Origin of the sequence: Sphingobium ummariense RL-3 (assembly GCF_000447205.1) — a bacterium.
GTDB classification, from domain to species: domain Bacteria; phylum Pseudomonadota; class Alphaproteobacteria; order Sphingomonadales; family Sphingomonadaceae; genus Sphingobium; species Sphingobium ummariense.
Genome location: NZ_AUWY01000122.1, coordinates 1 through 15,990 on the forward strand (window position 1 = coordinate 1; position 15,990 = coordinate 15,990).

At 57.6% G+C, this 15,990-nt stretch carries 16 protein-coding genes and 1 pseudogene; 14 read left to right on the top strand and 3 right to left on the bottom strand.

The features are described from left to right. Positions 1-168: 168 nt before the first annotated feature. A complete protein-coding gene (locus M529_RS44135; protein WP_013039775.1) occupies positions 169-1,518 on the bottom strand; it encodes an IS1380-like element ISSp1 family transposase in 1,350 nt (449 codons plus the stop codon). Positions 1,519-1,673: 155 nt separating this feature from the next. Here M529_RS44135 and M529_RS47865 point away from each other — a divergent pair. Both M529_RS47865 and M529_RS44145 read left to right on the top strand, forming a co-directional pair. Continuing rightward, positions 1,674-2,228, top strand: a pseudogene (locus tag M529_RS47865) (HK97 family phage prohead protease); the annotation flags it as partial. Positions 2,229-2,336: 108 nt separating this feature from the next. Next, positions 2,337-3,113, top strand: coding sequence for a phage major capsid protein (locus M529_RS44145; protein WP_021317605.1), 777 nt, complete (start codon positions 2,337-2,339; stop codon positions 3,111-3,113). On the opposite strand, the gene M529_RS44150 is transcribed toward M529_RS44145, so the two are convergent. After that, positions 3,082-4,446: a transposase gene (locus tag M529_RS44150; RefSeq protein ID WP_013039168.1), complete on the bottom strand. Its 1,365-nt coding sequence runs from the start codon at positions 4,444-4,446 to the stop codon at positions 3,082-3,084. The genes M529_RS44145 and M529_RS44150 overlap by 32 nt on opposite strands. Before the next feature lie 152 nt (positions 4,447-4,598). On the opposite strand from M529_RS44150, the gene M529_RS44155 reads away from it, so the two are divergent. The 12 genes from M529_RS44155 to M529_RS44210 all read left to right on the top strand — a co-directional run bounded on the left by M529_RS44155 (position 4,599) and on the right by M529_RS44210 (position 15,136). Next, positions 4,599-5,045, top strand: coding sequence for a phage major capsid protein (locus M529_RS44155; RefSeq protein WP_021319629.1), 447 nt, complete (start codon positions 4,599-4,601; stop codon positions 5,043-5,045). Between the two features lie 130 nt (positions 5,046-5,175). Next, positions 5,176-5,991 carry a DUF7946 domain-containing protein gene (locus M529_RS44160; protein ID WP_152522658.1) on the top strand — a complete coding sequence of 272 codons (816 nt, stop codon included), beginning with the start codon at positions 5,176-5,178 and terminating at the stop codon, positions 5,989-5,991. Between the two features lie 75 nt (positions 5,992-6,066). After that, the gene (locus M529_RS44165) at positions 6,067-6,666 is read left to right on the top strand and encodes a DnaT-like ssDNA-binding protein (protein ID WP_021319631.1); all 600 of its coding nucleotides are present in this window, start codon (positions 6,067-6,069) and stop codon (positions 6,664-6,666) included. Then, positions 6,666-7,016, top strand: a complete 351-nt coding sequence (locus M529_RS44170) for a hypothetical protein (RefSeq protein WP_021319632.1) — start codon at positions 6,666-6,668, stop codon at positions 7,014-7,016. Before M529_RS44165 ends, M529_RS44170 begins: the two co-directional genes overlap by 1 nt. Next, complete coding sequence (locus M529_RS44175) at positions 7,016-7,417, top strand: hypothetical protein (RefSeq protein ID WP_021319633.1); 402 nt, start codon at positions 7,016-7,018, stop codon at positions 7,415-7,417. The genes M529_RS44170 and M529_RS44175 overlap by 1 nt, the downstream gene beginning before the upstream one ends. Then, positions 7,417-7,827, top strand: coding sequence for a hypothetical protein (locus tag M529_RS44180; RefSeq protein ID WP_021319634.1), 411 nt, complete (start codon positions 7,417-7,419; stop codon positions 7,825-7,827). The genes M529_RS44175 and M529_RS44180 overlap by 1 nt, the downstream gene beginning before the upstream one ends. A gap of 537 nt (positions 7,828-8,364) precedes the next feature. Continuing rightward, entirely contained in the window at positions 8,365-9,303 is a 939-nt protein-coding gene (locus M529_RS44185) for a phage tail tube protein (RefSeq protein ID WP_021319635.1), read from the top strand. 95 nt (positions 9,304-9,398) lie between these two features. Then, the gene (locus M529_RS44190; RefSeq protein ID WP_021319636.1) at positions 9,399-9,857 is read left to right on the top strand and encodes a hypothetical protein; all 459 of its coding nucleotides are present in this window, start codon (positions 9,399-9,401) and stop codon (positions 9,855-9,857) included. Positions 9,858-9,898: 41 nt separating this feature from the next. Then, a complete protein-coding gene (locus M529_RS44195) occupies positions 9,899-10,231 on the top strand; it encodes a phage tail assembly chaperone (RefSeq protein WP_021319637.1) in 333 nt (110 codons plus the stop codon). A gap of 52 nt (positions 10,232-10,283) precedes the next feature. Then, positions 10,284-13,964, top strand: a complete 3,681-nt coding sequence (locus tag M529_RS44200) for a tape measure protein (protein WP_084491310.1) — start codon at positions 10,284-10,286, stop codon at positions 13,962-13,964. Between the two features lie 18 nt (positions 13,965-13,982). Next, positions 13,983-14,357: a hypothetical protein gene (locus tag M529_RS44205; protein ID WP_021319639.1), complete on the top strand. Its 375-nt coding sequence runs from the start codon at positions 13,983-13,985 to the stop codon at positions 14,355-14,357. Beyond that, positions 14,354-15,136, top strand: coding sequence for a hypothetical protein (locus M529_RS44210; RefSeq protein WP_021319640.1), 783 nt, complete (start codon positions 14,354-14,356; stop codon positions 15,134-15,136). Before M529_RS44205 ends, M529_RS44210 begins: the two co-directional genes overlap by 4 nt. A 3-nt stretch (positions 15,137-15,139) precedes the next feature. On the opposite strand, the gene M529_RS49450 is transcribed toward M529_RS44210, so the two are convergent. Continuing rightward, entirely contained in the window at positions 15,140-15,922 is a 783-nt protein-coding gene (locus tag M529_RS49450) for a hypothetical protein (protein ID WP_152522660.1), read from the bottom strand. Positions 15,923-15,990 lie beyond the last annotated feature (68 nt).

Genomic DNA, 15,990 nt, shown 5'->3' on the forward strand with positions numbered 1-15,990 from the left:
CCTCTCTTATTCACGACGCTCGGTTTCGGGCCCGCTCTGGGCATTTGCTGCGGCTGGCTGTATTGCGCGGACGACCGGCATCGCTGGCGTTTGTTTCACCGCATTCGGATTGATGGGCTTTTCGGGTTGAAGGGCTGGGCTCGGAGTTCTGCGGCGCTGCCGCATGGGCTACGTCGGCGCAGGCTTCAGCCGGAGAACGAGGGCGCGGAACAGGTCGGCATCCGGACAGGCGGAAGCGAAGGCAATGCGGATGCGGCTAGCACTTTCTACGACGCGCGCAGCGACCTTGAGCAGCCGCAGGCGCAAGGTGGTAAACTCCGCGCTTGCCAGAGCAGCGGTCCTGGGCATCGCCTGCTGGATGCGCCATAGCAGCCAGTATGCGGCAGTGTGCAGTATCAGGCGCATCTGATTGGCATTGGCCGAGCGGCACGAGGTTCGGTCGCTGGCGAGCTGGGACTTGTGGCGCTTGATCAGGTTCTCGGCCTGACCACGCGCGCAGTAGAGCGTGTCGTAGATGTGCTCGGCCGATCCTGTTGCCAACGAGGTGACGACATAGCGGATGTCCATGCCCAGCGTGCTGGCCTCGATCCGTGCAACGACGCGACGCTGGCACTTCCAGGTCTTTGCCCCATAGCGGGTCTCGGCATAGTTGCGCAGGACGGGACACTGACGCTGGGCGCGCTTGACCGCGCAGGCATCGGCGACCGCAACAATGGCGGGATCGGCGCGCAGCGCTGAATTGGTGGGCAGGCCGAACACGTAATCGACGCGGGCCGCATCGCAGTAGGCCATGACCTCGGGTCGACCATAGTGCCCGTCGCCGCGGATAGTGATGTGGGTATCGGGCCAATTACGGCGCAGGTGACGCACCAGGCGTCGGATGTGCCCCGCCGCCTCCTTTCCAGAAGGCGTCTTGCCTGTGCGCAGCAGCATGGCCACCGGCCTGCCGGTCGCGGTGTCGTAGATATGGATCGGTAGGAAGCAGCGCTCCCCATGATGCCCGTTCCAGAACGAGAGCTGTTGATAGCCATGCACGACGTCGCACGTGTCGTCGATATCCAGCGTGACCGCTGTCGGAGGGGCGGGATAGCTGGCGCAGTAGATGTCGATCATCGCGGCCATCATGCTGGCCAGTTCGCGCGTAGTCGGTGCATTTTCCCACCGGCTCATCGTCGGTTGGCTGGCCAGCCCCGCGCCCGATTCCGGCAGCTTGCCGAGCGCCAGGCGGAAGCCTGGATCGTCGCGCAGAGCATCGAGATCATCGGCATCCTCATAGCCGCACGCAATCGCGAACACACGGGCACGCAGAATGTCATCCAGGCGATGGATCACCCGCGCTGGATCGCGCGGATCGGCAATACAAGCCGCCAGGCGCTGGCAAATCCCCATCGCGCGCTCGGCCTGTGCAAGCAGTAGAACACCGCCATCCGAGGTAAGCCGGCCACCGTCGAACGCAGCTGTGATTTTCTTGCGGCCGACTGCTGGGAATCCAAATGAGCTTGCGATATCATCGTTCATGGCGGGTGTGGCCCGTGGCATTTTCTGCCCTGCGGCAGGTTCGGCTTAGACACCCAGTTCCTAATTCAGATCAGAGGCTTACGCCACTCCCGCCAACCCTTCAGGACACTTTTGGTGAATAAGGCGGGCTAGATCGCTTCAACAGCAGCAAGAAGGGAATGCCCTTTCTCGCGCATCATCGTCATGACCGCCCAATCGGCAAGATCATAGAATTGCGCGACAGCGACGAGGGGCTGTATTTCAAAGCCCGCTTTTCAGACAGCCATGATGGTCAGAATGTCCGCCAGCAGTTTCTTGATGGCACCCTCGACAGCTTCTCCATTGGCTACCGTGTCATCCAGAAGCAGGCTGATCGTGTGAAGGATCGTCGCGTCCTGCGCTTGAAGGAAATCGCCCTGCACGAAATCAGTGCGGTCACATTCCCCTGCAACGAACTGGCGATCATCAGCGCCGTGAAGGGCAATATCGGTGAAACCTACAGCGACCTAAGCCTTGAGGATCAGCAGCGCCTCGCAGATTTTGCGGAAACACTTCGTTCGGTCGCCAGCGGCACGGCCCATGCCGAAATGCTGGAAGATGTCGCCCTCATTTCTGATGAGATTGTCGAGAATGCCATCAAGGCATCTGAACCCGACGATGAAGAAGCGATGGCAAAGGCATTTGAGGATGCTTGGCTGTCATACCGCATCAAGCAGACATTCAATCGATAAATAAAAACGTCAGCAGAAGTGCTGACCGGCACTCCGTTCAGGACTCGCCCACTCACAACAGCAGGACTCGCTTTCGCCCTCCTCTGAACTCAAAATCAGAGGTGAAAAGTGAACGAGAATATCCAGAAGCTATTTGACGAACTGGCGATGAAAGCCAATTCGGCAGATGCAGTGAACAAGGCAGAGGTCCAGACCCTCTACGCCGAAATCAAATCCCTACAGGACAAGCAGGCCGAACAGGAAGCGCAGATTGAAGCGCAGGCTGAACTACTGGCACGAAAGTCCGCCACCAAGTCCCAGACCGTTGATGCAACCGACGACCTGCGCGCTGCGAAGTTCGCGTTCGTTAAGGGCCGTCACGCCATCACCGATGGCGACATCAAGGCCGATGAATTCAGCCGCACGGTCAACGTGGAAGGTGGTCACACGATCCCTACCCACTTCGACAGCGAAATCACCCGCGCACTGAACAAGGCAAGCCCAATCCGTGCGCTGGCTCGCGTCCTCGCTGTTTCCGGCAATCTGGAACGCATCATCAAGGTCAAGACCTCCGGTGCTGCCGTGACCAAGGCTGAAAAGGCCGCTTATGACCTGAACACCGTCGATACCTTCGCCAAGCTGCGTTGGGGCTTCGCCGATGTTACCGATCAGCAGCGCCACACCGCATGGGTTTCGGACGAGCCAGAAAGCGTCCTGAATCTCGCGCAGGAACTACAGGACAGCATGGTCCTGAACATCTCCGAAAAGGAGAGTGACCAGTTCCTCAACGGCACCACCCAGAACAGCGTCGAAGACGTTGCTGGCGTGACCTCCACCCGCATGGGCCTTCTCAGCGCGGTGACGAAGTCGGTTTTCAGCCGGGTCTGTCAGCGCCTTCAGGGGTAAAAACGATGAGGAGCATGGCCCTTTCTCCGTCGAACTCGGCGACGAGGGCGATGACGAGCGCAACATCGGTCTGAACTACGAACAAGAATGCCTTGGATGCGCCCCTGGCGCCCCTCGGAGTGCCGCAACCGAACAGGGCGCGCATGAGAATGCCAAGATTGAACCCGGCGACGTGGATCAAATAACGCTTGTGAACATTCTCGCGCCCGCGCAGCCACGCGCGGCGCATGCCGCCGCGATCCAGGACGTGGGCAAAGCTACGCTCGACCATCTCACCACGCTTGCGCATCGCCTTGCGTCCGACGGCGGATTTCAGGCGAGACCGATTGGCGTAGACGGCCTTCTGGGCAGCCTCGTCGCCGTGCCAGCGCAGATATCCATTCGGCGGTGCCGGCTCGGCGATGCGCGTCTTCCAGATGTCGCCGTCGAGACCCTTGAGGAGCTCGCGCGAATGATAGCCTTTATCGGTCACAAGATCGCAGGGATCCCCGGACGTCGGCGCCAGGCCAATGTCGGCGAGGTTGCGTGCTGCCGTCTCCAGCGTGGCGTCGAGCGTTGTCGTGTCGCCCTTGTCGGCCGGGTGGATCGGCGCTGCCACGATAACACCCGTGTCGAGATCGACCGCGTGTTCGGGCTTGTAGGCCAGACGCGTCGAGCCGTTCTTCATCCGCGCGACCTTCGCGTCGGGATCGGTCTTGCTCGCCCAGTCCGCATTCGACAGCTTCTTGCCCTTGCGTTTGCGATCGAGCCGGACAAGGTCGTCGATCGTCGGCGTGTCGATGCCGCTCTCTTGCGCCATGCGCACCAGCATCTCGCGGTAGGTCTCGCCATTGTCACGCCGCACGATGGTACGCAGCGCGGCGTTCGCCTCCATGGTCGAGCCATCGACGCCGATCCGCTCGCCTTTCACCAGATCGTGCCCGGCGACGAGGGCCAGTACCCAGCCGAAGATCTGGTCATGTACCTCGTGCGGCAGGCGGCTCCGCGTCTTCGACAACCAGCTATGATCAGGGACCTTGTCGCGGCTCGACAGTCGCAGGAACTCCCGCAGCGACAGCGAATCCGAACAGCGCCAGACAATCCCGCGTTCGCTGTCGATGCCCTCGAAATAGCCGATCAGCAGCATGCGGAAATAGCGGCCCGGCGGCAGCGACGGGGCTCCCATCCGCGGCGCATAATAGGGCTTGCACGTCTTCTCGACAAAGCCATCGAAGCCCGCCTCGGCCAGCAGCTTCTGGAGCTTGTCGTAGAAAACATGCCCCGGTGAACGCGGTATCTCCGCCCACGTCACGATCAAATCGGACTGGACCTCGCTATCACGCCCCATCGCCATCGCCGCTAACCCGCCAGACAATCCCACTGCCGCACTGAATCAGCCACCGCCGACTTCGTCAACGGCCTGTTCTGGCACAGACGCTATCAACGGGCACCGTCAACAAGTTCACCGATAGCTTCGGCGTTCTGGCCAAGGTCGAGGCTCCTGCCGTGAACGAAGACGGCACCGGCGCGCTGAGCGATGCGGTTCTGGTCCTGCGTTCGACCCTACACAGCAACTACCTCGCTGGTGCTGTTCTCGTCATCTCGTCCGACTTTGAACTCAAGGTCATGCAGGAGAAGGACACGAATGGTCGTCCAGTCTGGGCACCTGCCGATGCGTCGATCTCCGGTCTGCCAGGTGGAACCATTTATGGCGTCCGCTATGTCGTGGACGACATGATGCCAACAGTCGCGGAATCCGTTGCCGGTGCGAAGCCTGCTGCGATCCTCGCGGACTTCAAGAAGGCATACACCATCGCGGATTACGGCACGATGAAGTGGGTTGTTGACCCAATCACCGAACCGCAGTTCGTGAAGTATAGTGCACGTCGCCGCACTGGTGCAGCGATTGTGGATTACAAGGCAGTTCGGGCTTTGGTCCTAACCGCAGCGTAAGCTGTCCAATAAATCAGAATGGGATAGGGGATATGGAAATTCCTCCGTCCCATTTTGGCAAAGAAATCAGATAAATGAACTGTTGATAAGTCGTTTCACCTTTGACACGATGGCCTTCTTGGGAGGCGATATGTCAGAGGTAAACAAATTCGGTCTTAAACTCCGATTTAGCGGACCGACCGTCGAGAAACATGGCCTAGATTTGTATGATGGAGCCACATCATTCTACGGCTTCGCTCAAGCCTTACAGATTGCAACTCACGCCTATATGACCGGTGAAATCGTCTCGCGCGCAACGGCAATGAAGGGTGCTGAAATGTATTTCGGCGCTCCTAGGCACGGTAGCGTTCTGATCGACATTGTCACCGTTATGGAACAGTACCCGGCCACGACCGGCGTAGCAGGAGCTGCATTCTACGACTTCATGAAGACTGCATTCTCCAAAGCGGCGGGCTACCTCAAAACCAAACCAGAGACACCAGCAGTCCAAAAACTAGCTATTGATGAGACCTTCTTCGATCAATTGTCCGAGACACTCGAAGGAAGCCTTCAACGCGCTCATCGCGCCATAGATTACGGCGTTCAGCAGGTGACACTAGAACGGCCACGCTCCGAACTCGTCCTATTTGATAGAACCACCAGCGAATGGGTGAATACACGGGACGAAAATCCGAATGTCGAAGAATTTACCGGGAATATCACCCGTTACAACTCCATCAGCGGAAATGGCCGTGCGTTTGTACGAGAGTTGAAAAGGGTTCTGCCTTTTAGACCGGGCGTGAATTTCCCTGACAACAAGCGCGGCCTCCTCACGTGGTCCCTTCATGGCAATACGGTGTCAGGTGAAAAAGAATTACGCTTTTGGGCATCAAAGATAGAGTCGGCCAAGGGTGATCCTAAGAGATTGATCCTTGCTGACTGTGCTTTCAAAAATCCTACCGCGTAGCAAACCAACACCGGCCATTCGACCATTCTTCTGAGCCAATAAATAGCTGCGACAACTCGAAAATGAGGACGCAGCATGGGATTGGAGACAACAGGGCCAACGGCAAATAGCTGGCAGACCATCGTTCAGGCAAATCAGTTCCTGACCGATTTCGTCCACCCGCTGCTGGGCATCAGCCCGGAACTTAGCGACGGCGACGAACCCTACCTGATCGAGTCCGCGAAAGAGATTTCGCGCATGTGGTCTTTCAAGGGCCAGCCGGTCGAACCACTCCAGCCGTTGGCATGGCCGCGCAAGGGCGTCGTCATCGAAGGCAGGACGCCGGGTTCAGACTGGTATTCGCGCAACTTCCCTCACCTTGATCCCTGCTACGAGGACTTCGCGAGATTCATCCATTTTGAAAGCCCCGGCCTGTCCAACACGCCGGTCCTGCTGCCAGAAGATCTAATCCCAACAGAGGTTCTGGAAGCGCAGGCGATCCTAGCGGCCTTCAAGGTCCGCAACATCACGCTGTGGCAGGACAATGCGTTCAACGCATCGGAATTGAAGCTGGACGGCGTTGGCACGATCAAACCCGCCAATGCCGTCGCGGCAGCCGATGCCGTGTTCATGCGCTTGGCTAAATGGGGTTCATTCAAGGGCGCATCGATCGTTCGTCCAGGCGGTGCCCGATAATGGGAACCGTGTATCAGCAATTCGCGAGCGCGGTTACGACGCTTTATGCTGGCCCGCTTGGCGGCTCCTTCACTCTACGTCGATCATCGGGCGGCGGCTATGACGCCAACGGCGATGTCGTGCCGGTCACTACTCGTGACCTCCGCGTCCGTGGCGTGGTGAAGGAAAAGGAGTTCTGGAACAACGGCGCACTCCTTGGCGTCCGCACCGTAGCCATGCTCGACAATAAGCATGAGCCATTCCCAGACGATGTGCTGCTTGTAGGCCAGACCAGCTACACGGTCGATACCGTGAAGGCCGTCGCGCCCAATGGCATCATGGTCATTCGATACGAAGCGGTGCTGAAATAATGGCGCGCTCCGGCATCACGAACATGGGCGAAATCGCCAAGAGCATCGCAGACGCGAAGCGCAAGGCCATCGCGCACGCGGAACGAGTGAACCGCAATCTGGCCAATGCTGTCCTGCAAGGGGTCGTAGAGGGCACACCAGAGGATACGAGCGTCACGGTCGGTGACTGGCAGGTAGGCGTTAATACCGTCCCGCAGGGCACGCTTGATAGCTCCGATCCCGGCGGCGCAGGCGCACTTGCTCGCGGCCAATCTCAGATTGCCACTGCCAAACTGGGCGGCACCATCAACATCGTCAACAACCAGCCGCACGTCGATGGCCTGAACGCAGGCAATGCCGTGACCAAACCCGCTGGCTGGGTTGAACGCAGCATCGACGCTGCGAAGGCAGGGCTTCGCTAATGGGCCATTCCACCGACATTGACCTGCTGCGTAAGCGCATGATTGCCCAATGGACCGACAAGTCGGCTCCATTACTCCATAACAATGCGAAAGCAGGGACAGCCCCGCCGCCGAAGTTCATCCGTCTTGCTGTTCGCCCCGGCACCGAGACGAAAAGAAATTTGGGCAACGAGCGTCATAGGGTGATCCGCGAAGGCCGCGTTTGGGTCCATGTCGCCATCCCCATTGGTGAAGCCGATGCAAACGCTTGGGCGCTTGTCGATAAGGTGACGGCGATCTTCTCGAACTGGAGCAGTCCAGATGGTGCACTTCGTTGCGGGCCAATCACAACCGATATCGTGGCAAGCGCCACCCACTACATGATCGCTGTGAAGGTCTTCTACAGGAGCAGTCGCACTGAGCAATCGTGACGCCAAAATGCTGCTGCCACAACCTAGCTCTTAGGCCGATCCGATGGCGTCAACGAAATGCGTTCCGAAGCCACCGCCCCACGACTTTGCTGATTGGGAGAGCAAGCAAGAGTGTGTCATGTCCAAGGCGTGATGCATCTGCTCCGGTCTCTTCGCACATGATCTTAGCGAATGTCGGCCAAAGGTCATCCCGCTCTCTTTGACCCTTCGGGAGAGCCTTTAATAAGGCGCTGAATACGTCTCCCGCAGTGCGCCACTCACTACAATTGGAGTCATCAATCGACACTTTGAAGTGCCGTTCTAAAGCTAAAAATGCATCGACTTGGTCACCATCACCACCAAAGCCAATGCTTTCTAACGTATCCTGTGACTTGTTTGACATTCAAGGATGCTAACCGTCTTTGGCGGCATCGGCAATATGCCCAACCCACTCCTTTTCCAATATCCACTGAGCGGCGTCAAACGCACAATCCCATACCTCCGCATAAATAGGCGGAGGCCAACGCGGCCTAGAAAATAATAATAGGAGGCCGCTCGATGGCAATTAATCCATCAGATACCGAATTTGCGATTGTGAAGGAGACTGTTGCCGGGACTACGCCAGCGACTCCTGCCTTCCTTCGTCTCGAAACCATTGTTGGTTCTAACCTCAACGCTACTGCTGATCCAATCGTCAGCGCAACCCGACGCAAGGGCCGCACGAACGCAGGGCAGCGCCTCGTCAATCCTCGCGTTGAAGGCACTCTGAACACGGAACTGACGAGCGCCGACGCTGCGACCGACCTGCTTCTGGAAAGCGCCTTTTCCGGCACCTTCGATGAGAACGGCTTGCTCAAGGCTGGCACGACCGAAACGGACCTGACCGTCGAGCGCAAGTGGATCGACGGCACGACCAATATGTTCACCCGCTACTTCGGTTGTCAGGTTTCGGAACTGGCCCTGACTGCTGAGTTTGGCGGCATCGTGACTGCCGACTTTACGATTCTCGGTCGCGGTCGCGCCGCACCATCGAACAACGCCATCGCAGGGTCTACCTATGCTGACGCCAGCACTGCGCCCAAATTCGCCGGTCCTGACGTGAAAAACATCGCCATCGGCGGTCTGGGCGAGGTCGATTATTCGACGTTGAACCTGACGGTCACACAGGATCGCGCAACGCAGGGCAAGCTAGGTTCGGCCTTTGCGCGTGGCATCGGCACCGCCGGTAAGACCATCGAACTGGTTGCCCTGCTTTACCGCAAGGACTTCGGCCCTGAAAACCTGATCCAGAACGGCATCGAGAACCCAGCCGTCAGCATCCAGTTTGACATCGAGTTCAACGGCGCTGGCTACAGGATCATCATTCCAGCCGCTCAGCCTTCCTTCCCTGAGGATAGCGAAGATGGCGCGAACCAGATGGTTTCCGTGACCTTCTCCCCGCTCGGCGATTCCGCATCGGGCACCGACATCATGATCCAGAAGCTGCCAGCCGCCTAATCAGCGAGCAGTTTCTATGGGGCGGTGGTTATCAGGTTCCACCGCCCCAACCCGTGACTGAGCCTCAGCATAAATACTCAGCAGCAGGACGCTGCATGATGAAAAACCTGAGGTGTTACATGGAATTTGATTTTGACCTTCCCAGCGTGTCTGACGATGAAGTCCGTGAAATTGAAGTTATCAAGGGCGGCAAGTGCTATGGCGTTTTCCACGTCAAGCATCAGTTCGTAAACTCGCCGAAGTGGCTGTTAGAATGGAAGCGCGCCACTGCCAAGTTGAGCAAGCGCGAGAGGGCGCGCATTGATGATCCCCAGACAGAAGATGACGTAATGCTGCGTCGTGGTGTCGTGATCCGCATGTTCGTGGAGAACTACATCACTAAGAGTGCTGGCATCCCGGTAAAGGGTGACGGCCAGTGGAAGCACACCGCTTCCAACCTCATCGCCTATCTGTCCGACCAGCGCGCATACTGGGTTTTTCAGGAGTTGGACGAGTTCAGTTCCGAAGAGAGCAACTTCCAGAAAGAAGCCGTCGAGGAAGCCAAAAAAAACTAACTGACTATCTACGCTGGCAGCTTTCTCCCGATTTCGCCCGCATGGAGCGGTTGGAGAAAGAGGCCAGCGCCGCCATGAAGGCAGGCCGTTTCGAGCATTCCTCCGTCATCGAGCTGGCGGAAGTTCAGGCCAACAAACCTCCCCTCCCCAAGCACTGCGAATTCTACTGGAACGCCTTCATTGCCATTCAGACAATGCGCGATGTCGGACTGGCCGCAAGTAAGCTGCGCTGGGACGATACGATGAAGTATGCCGACAGGTATCGCCTGTCTCTACATGAATCAGAAATGCTCTGGGTAATCATCCGAGCATTGGATGCAGTGGTCTTGTCAGAAGCTAAGGACGACAAGTCAAATGGCATGAACCGGCACTGACAGACGGCCCGATAAATAAGCAGACCCCAATAGCGCGGAGCCTTCTTATTCGATGTCTGACACAACCATCCGCATCACTATCGACGCAACTGGCGCTCAACGTGGTGGCTCACAAGCTGAGCGCGCACTTGATCGAGTAGGTAATTCCAGCCGTCGCCTGAACAGTGCGCTTGGTTCGACCACCATCGGTATCACGACTTTCAGCCGCAGCCTTGCCGGTATCAAGGGAGCTGGCGCTGCCGCGATCCTCGCAGGCATCACCGCCAAGTTCATCGAGATGGCCGACGCTTCCGCGAACATGGAAGCAAAGCTGCGCCTCGCGACCCGTGGCTTTGCAGATTATGGTCAGGCGCAGGACGACGTTCGCAGAATTGCGGCCTCCACTCGTAGTGAGTTGACCTCGACCGCTACGCTTTACGGCAAGCTGATGACCAGCGGTAAGGGTCTGGATGCTTCTCAGCAGCAGATTGCCCGCGCAACGGAAACCGTAACCAAGTCCCTCAAGATCAGCGGCGCGACCGCGGGCGAAACGGCATCGACCGTCCTCCAGCTTGGTCAGGCGTTGTCGTCGGGCAAGCTGAACGGCGATGAATTCCGCTCCCTTGCCGAGAACAGCCCTCGCCTGATGAAGCTGCTGGCGGACAGCATGAATGTCCCGGTCGGCGCATTGAAGAAGATGGCCAGCGAAGGCGAACTGACCGCCGACAAGCTATTCCGTGCCTTCACCGATACCCGCTTCACTGCTGCGCTGGACGAAGAATTCAAGCAGATGCCGAAGACATTCGGCGATGCGTTCACTGCCCTAACCAACCTCGCGACCGTCACCTTTGGCGCGTTCGATCAGGGCGGCGGGTTCAGTCAGGCACTCTTTAATTTCGCCGATCAGGGCAGCGGCAATATGCAGTCTATTGCGGACGCCGCGTTCAATGCCGGTGCGGAAATCCGCGACACCTTTGCCGGTTTGTCCGATGCCTTCCAGCCATTGTTCAATGGCGCGATGGCCGTGTTCGACGCCATCGGCTTCAAGGCACAGACGCTTCGCGATCAGGTTGCCGGTATTCTGGGCGCACTGGATACAGCAGCAAATGCAGCCAATCGCGGTTCCGATGCTGGTGGTGATTTCCTCGACGCGATCCTGCCGCAGTCGGTTTACGACAAGACCAAAGACCCGACCTACGGCCTCCAGTCCAACATGCGTGGCCGCTTTGAACGCGGCTATGCTCAGTCCCGTCGTGATCGCGCCCGCACTCGTCTGGAACGCGCCTATCGCGAACGCACCAGCAACGAAGTGCCCAAGGGCTGGAACGACCAGAAGCTCTTGGATGAGTCCCGCAAGCTGGGTCCGCCTCCTCCAAAGAAGACCGGCGGCAGCGGCAATCTACGTCCAGCCGCAGGCACCGCTGCCGCACCCAAGGGCGCAGGCAAGAAAACGGATGCTCAACGCGAGGCCGAGCGTGCCGCAAAGGAAGCGGAACGCCAGAAGAAGGCCGCCGAGCAATTCTGGGCTATCATGGAGGAGAACAGGAAGATCGCGGCGCTCATGCCCATCGAGGCTGAGAAATATACCGCGCAGATGGACCTACAGCGCGTCAGCGGCAAAGAACTGACCGCGACGGAAAAGGAACGCTTGTCCACGCTGATGGACGAAACCCGTGCGGCCAAGCTGCTCACGGACATGCGTGTCGCCAACGATAACGGCAAAGCCGAACTGGATTTCCAGAAGCGCAAGCTGACCATGACCGACAAGGAAGCGGCCATGGCGGAAGCCGCATGGGAATTCGAGAGCCGCGCTCTTGAGGAAAAGGTCGATATCACCGGCGACCTGTATCAGCAGCAGCTTGCCATGATTAAGGCCCGTGCTGGCGAGACGTTGGAGATCGAGCGCCAGAACAGGATGCTCAAGGACCGCGAAAGCCTGCTGTCCCAGTATAGCCCCTTTGAATCTGACCGCTTAAGGATGGAGCAGTTTGACGCAGATCGTAAGCGTCTGGACCTCCTACGCTCCAAGCCGGTTGCAGATGGTGGCATTACGGAAGAGCAGTATCGTCGCGCTATCGACGGTCTGGATCGTGCTGTCGCGGAAACCGCCACCCGCTTTGAATATGAGCTGGGCCAGAGCATTGACCAGTTGGGCGATCAGCTCAGCGGCACGTTCGGGAAAGCTATTTCCAAATTCGGGCAACTTCTTTCCGGCTTGGCCAATGCCGCTAAGGGTGATTTTGCTGGCCTTGGCCCTCTCGGCTCCATCATCGATATTCTGGGCAAGAATGGCGACGGCACCCTGACCGGGATTGGCCAGGCCGCTGCGAAGGCATCCCAGAACACATTGGACTCCCTGCTTGGCCGCAATGGTCAGAAGTCCGCCCTGCTCAGCCCTTTGAAGAGCCTCAGCAGCGGCTTCGATGGCTTCAAGGGCGACATGAAGAAGATCTTCACCGGCAAGGGACCGGGCAGCGTCGCCGGCGCAATCGGCAACACATTGGGCGCGGCGGCGAGCGGCGTTCAGATGGGCCAGATGGCTGACGGCCTTATGAAGACGCTAGGCATCAATAGCAGCAAGACTGGCGCATCCATCGGCGGTGGCATCGGTTCGATTGTCGGCGGTCCTATCGGTGGCCTGATCGGCTCAATCGGCGGTGGCCTGCTGGGCGGGCTGTTTAAGAAGAAGCGATATGGCACGGCCAACATCACGCTTGGTGATGACGGCTATCTGGGCAGCAGCGTCACCGGCAACAAAGCGGCCTATGAGGCGGCAGCGGGCACGGCGGCTGGTGTGGTCATGGATAGCATCGGCGCTATCGCGGATCAGCTTGGCGGCGACATCACCGGCAATCCGAATATCTCCATCGGCCAATATAAGGGCAAGTGGCGCGTCTCGACTACGGGTCGAACCGGAAAGCTGAAGGGCGGCAGCGGTCGTTCTGATATTGTCGACTTCGGCAAGGATGGCGAGGAAGCCGCTATCGAGTTCGCGGTGAAGACCGCACTCCAGAAGGGCGTCCTCACCGGCATCACCGATTTCTCCAAGCGCGTCCTGTCGGCGGCTCAGGACCTTGATCGTGCCGTCACCCTCGCGACGAGATACGAGAACATCGTCAAGGAACTAGCTCGCATTGATGATCCTATCGGCGCTCCGCTCGCCGAATTAAACAACGAATTCCGCAAGCTGCGCGAGGAGATGGTCGCCAACAGCGCGACCGCTGCGGAACTGGCGAATGTGGATCGCTATTACATGATCCAGCGCGAAAACATGCTCAAGGATCAGCTATCGGACCTCAAGTCCTTCCGCGACAAGCTGATGGGAGAAGGCTCCGGCCTGTCCACCAAGTCCCGTCTGGATAGCAAGCTGGCCGAATTCGCCAACTATGAGAGCGCGCTGGCTTCTGGCAAGTCCGTCGATACGTCCGCGCTGACCACTCTTGGCAGCGACATTTGGGACATGACCAAAGACATCTACGGCACGGCCACCGCGCAATCGCAGAACATCAGAAACCGACTACTGGATGCCACCGACAGTGCGACGAAGTATGCTGAGAACATCTACGCGCAGAACTCGACCGGCGTTGTCGAAGCCGTGGATTCCCAGACCCAACTTATCGCTGAACAGTTGAAGCAGCAGCAGATTGGCAACAGCCTGACGCAGCAGCTTTTGGAAGCGATCCAGCGCGGTCAGAATATCACCGCCCTTTGGAACGGCTCTGCTGTGAACGGCAAGCAGGCTGGCACCGTGTAAATAGTGGGGAGGTGCTAGATGGCCATTGACGTAAATCGCGGTGCATTCGTGAAAGAGGAATATCGGTTTGAGGAAAGGTCCGCCCCTGAGGTGCTGGCCGTACAGCCGCAGGCGCGTGTCATCAAACTGGAAACCAATCTCGACCTAGCCGCCGCTGGTGTGTTGGCCGATGAGATTATGGACGAGCATAAGCATGTCTCTCAGGCCTATGAGGTCGTGCTAGCCGGTGTCGATGTATGTGATGACCAGTCGTTCATCGGCTCCCCTCCGACATTCACATGCAATTTCCCAGACTGGCCGGTCGATCAAACCGATCTGCTCCGCGTCGTCAGCGTCGTGGTCGATTACCAGAACTGGTTGACCACCATAACCATCAAGGGGCCGCAGACATGATCGAAAACCCTTTCTTCCTGCTCAGCGCCCCGCTGTCATTTGAGACGACAGGCATTGAAATCCCCGCGTCTCCCGGCGTGAATCTCACCAATGACAATATGGACATGGCGTGGCGTTCGGTCGGTCTGGACGGCATCTATGTCGTCATGCGCTGCTCGGCGCCCGTTGATACCGTGGCAATCCTCCACAGCAATCTGCGTGCCAGCGATACCGTCCGCATCCGTGCAGCCACCACCATTGATGGAACACTGTCGGCTCCCGTTTATGATACCGGCCCGGTGCCCGCATATCAGGGGCGGAAGTTCGCGCCCTACACAACCAAGACGATGATCGACCTTGGCCAGACCGTCCAATCGCTGTTCTGGCGTTTTGATTTCACGTCCCCCAGCAACCCAGCCGGTCAGATTGAAGCTGCACGCATCATCATGGGCGAGCGATTTGAGGTGCCATCGGGTATCGACTTCAATTGGGAGAAGGGTCAGGTCGATGACAGCATCCTGACCAGCGGTCCCAACTATGAGGACGTGCAGGAATATGCTGCGAGGCCAATGGTGAAGGCCACGCTTGGCGCGATGGACGAAGCGACATTCAACCGCTTCGATGCCTTCATGATGACGGTCGGCAGGTCCAAGGCTGTGCTATTCGCACCCGAACCCTACAACCTCGACACCGCGCAGCACTGGACCGTCTATGGCCGTGTAAAGGTCGATTGGAAGGGTCAGAACCTCTACCATAACTGGTGGGATACCGACGTGCAGGTAGCCGGGTTGCGCTCCTGAGCCTCAGGTCTGTTGCATACCGACGCATTCTTCAATGTATGTTTTGAACAATTCCCACATGTTTTTGGCCTCCTCATCAACTCTCGCTAGATAACCTCGGTAGAACCCTTTATCGCTGGCATCCGGCATTTTGATTTCTGGGTGTTTTTGCTTCAGCAGCCTGAGCATAGAGGAGTTCATCTTGATTAACGCAATCAGGTAGTTTTGAACTTCAGGCACTTTGAACGCCTCAGGCGCTAATGCGGTTATTCTCGACACGAGCGATGGACGCTCATGAGCATGAACAATCCGATGTCGCTCACGCAAGCGATGTTCAAATTCCTTCTTCATCTGCTTTTCGTATTTCTTATCATTCATGACCGACGGCAGATTGATTGCTTTTGCTACCTCATGGCCGAATTTGAGAGTCTGCGTAGCTCGTTCTAAGACGGTGTAGATCTCATATGATCGCAGCGTATAGGTATGCTCTGTTAGAGCCTGAACCATCTCCTTCTGTGTCTCATCATCTACCATTGACCGATAGCGTTCAATATATTGGTATCGCCTAATACGGTTTGCCAAATCCTCCCCTTCTAAACAGAAAAGCATTACCGCGCTACCAATACTCTCATGGTTTTTTCGAGACAGGGGGCCGACTCTTTTCGATACCTCTTTATAGAGATTGGCAGGTTGAGGTTCATCCTTCACCCCATTTCCAGAAGCGACGAGATGAGCCTTTAGCTTATCAAAGAAACCTCTGATGCTTTCAGGCGACACTTCCGATGGCGCAACATATTCAGCAAACAAATGGACACTCCTCAACTCACAAGCTGCGACTACCAAAATCCTATGCTGAATAAAATAAATATCCGACA

Excerpts from the sequence above, each read along its gene's own strand:
- M529_RS44195 (WP_021319637.1), top strand. The coding sequence starts at position 9,899 with ATGGAGCGGTTGGAGAAAGAGGCCAGCGCCGCCATGAAGGCAGGCCGT.
- M529_RS44205 (WP_021319639.1), top strand. The coding sequence starts at position 13,983 with ATGGCCATTGACGTAAATCGCGGTGCATTCGTGAAAGAGGAATATCGG.
- M529_RS44180 (WP_021319634.1), top strand. The coding sequence starts at position 7,417 with ATGGGCCATTCCACCGACATTGACCTGCTGCGTAAGCGCATGATTGCC.
- M529_RS44150 (WP_013039168.1), bottom strand. The coding sequence starts at position 4,446 with ATGGCGATGGGGCGTGATAGCGAGGTCCAGTCCGATTTGATCGTGACG.
- M529_RS44170 (WP_021319632.1), top strand. The coding sequence starts at position 6,666 with ATGGGAACCGTGTATCAGCAATTCGCGAGCGCGGTTACGACGCTTTAT.
- M529_RS44190 (WP_021319636.1), top strand. The coding sequence starts at position 9,399 with ATGATGAAAAACCTGAGGTGTTACATGGAATTTGATTTTGACCTTCCC.
- M529_RS44210 (WP_021319640.1), top strand. The coding sequence starts at position 14,354 with ATGATCGAAAACCCTTTCTTCCTGCTCAGCGCCCCGCTGTCATTTGAG.
- M529_RS44135 (WP_013039775.1), bottom strand. The coding sequence starts at position 1,518 with ATGAACGATGATATCGCAAGCTCATTTGGATTCCCAGCAGTCGGCCGC.
- M529_RS44200 (WP_084491310.1), top strand. The coding sequence starts at position 10,284 with ATGTCTGACACAACCATCCGCATCACTATCGACGCAACTGGCGCTCAA.
- M529_RS44175 (WP_021319633.1), top strand. The coding sequence starts at position 7,016 with ATGGCGCGCTCCGGCATCACGAACATGGGCGAAATCGCCAAGAGCATC.
- M529_RS44160 (WP_152522658.1), top strand. The coding sequence starts at position 5,176 with ATGTCAGAGGTAAACAAATTCGGTCTTAAACTCCGATTTAGCGGACCG.
- M529_RS44185 (WP_021319635.1), top strand. The coding sequence starts at position 8,365 with ATGGCAATTAATCCATCAGATACCGAATTTGCGATTGTGAAGGAGACT.
- M529_RS44165 (WP_021319631.1), top strand. The coding sequence starts at position 6,067 with ATGGGATTGGAGACAACAGGGCCAACGGCAAATAGCTGGCAGACCATC.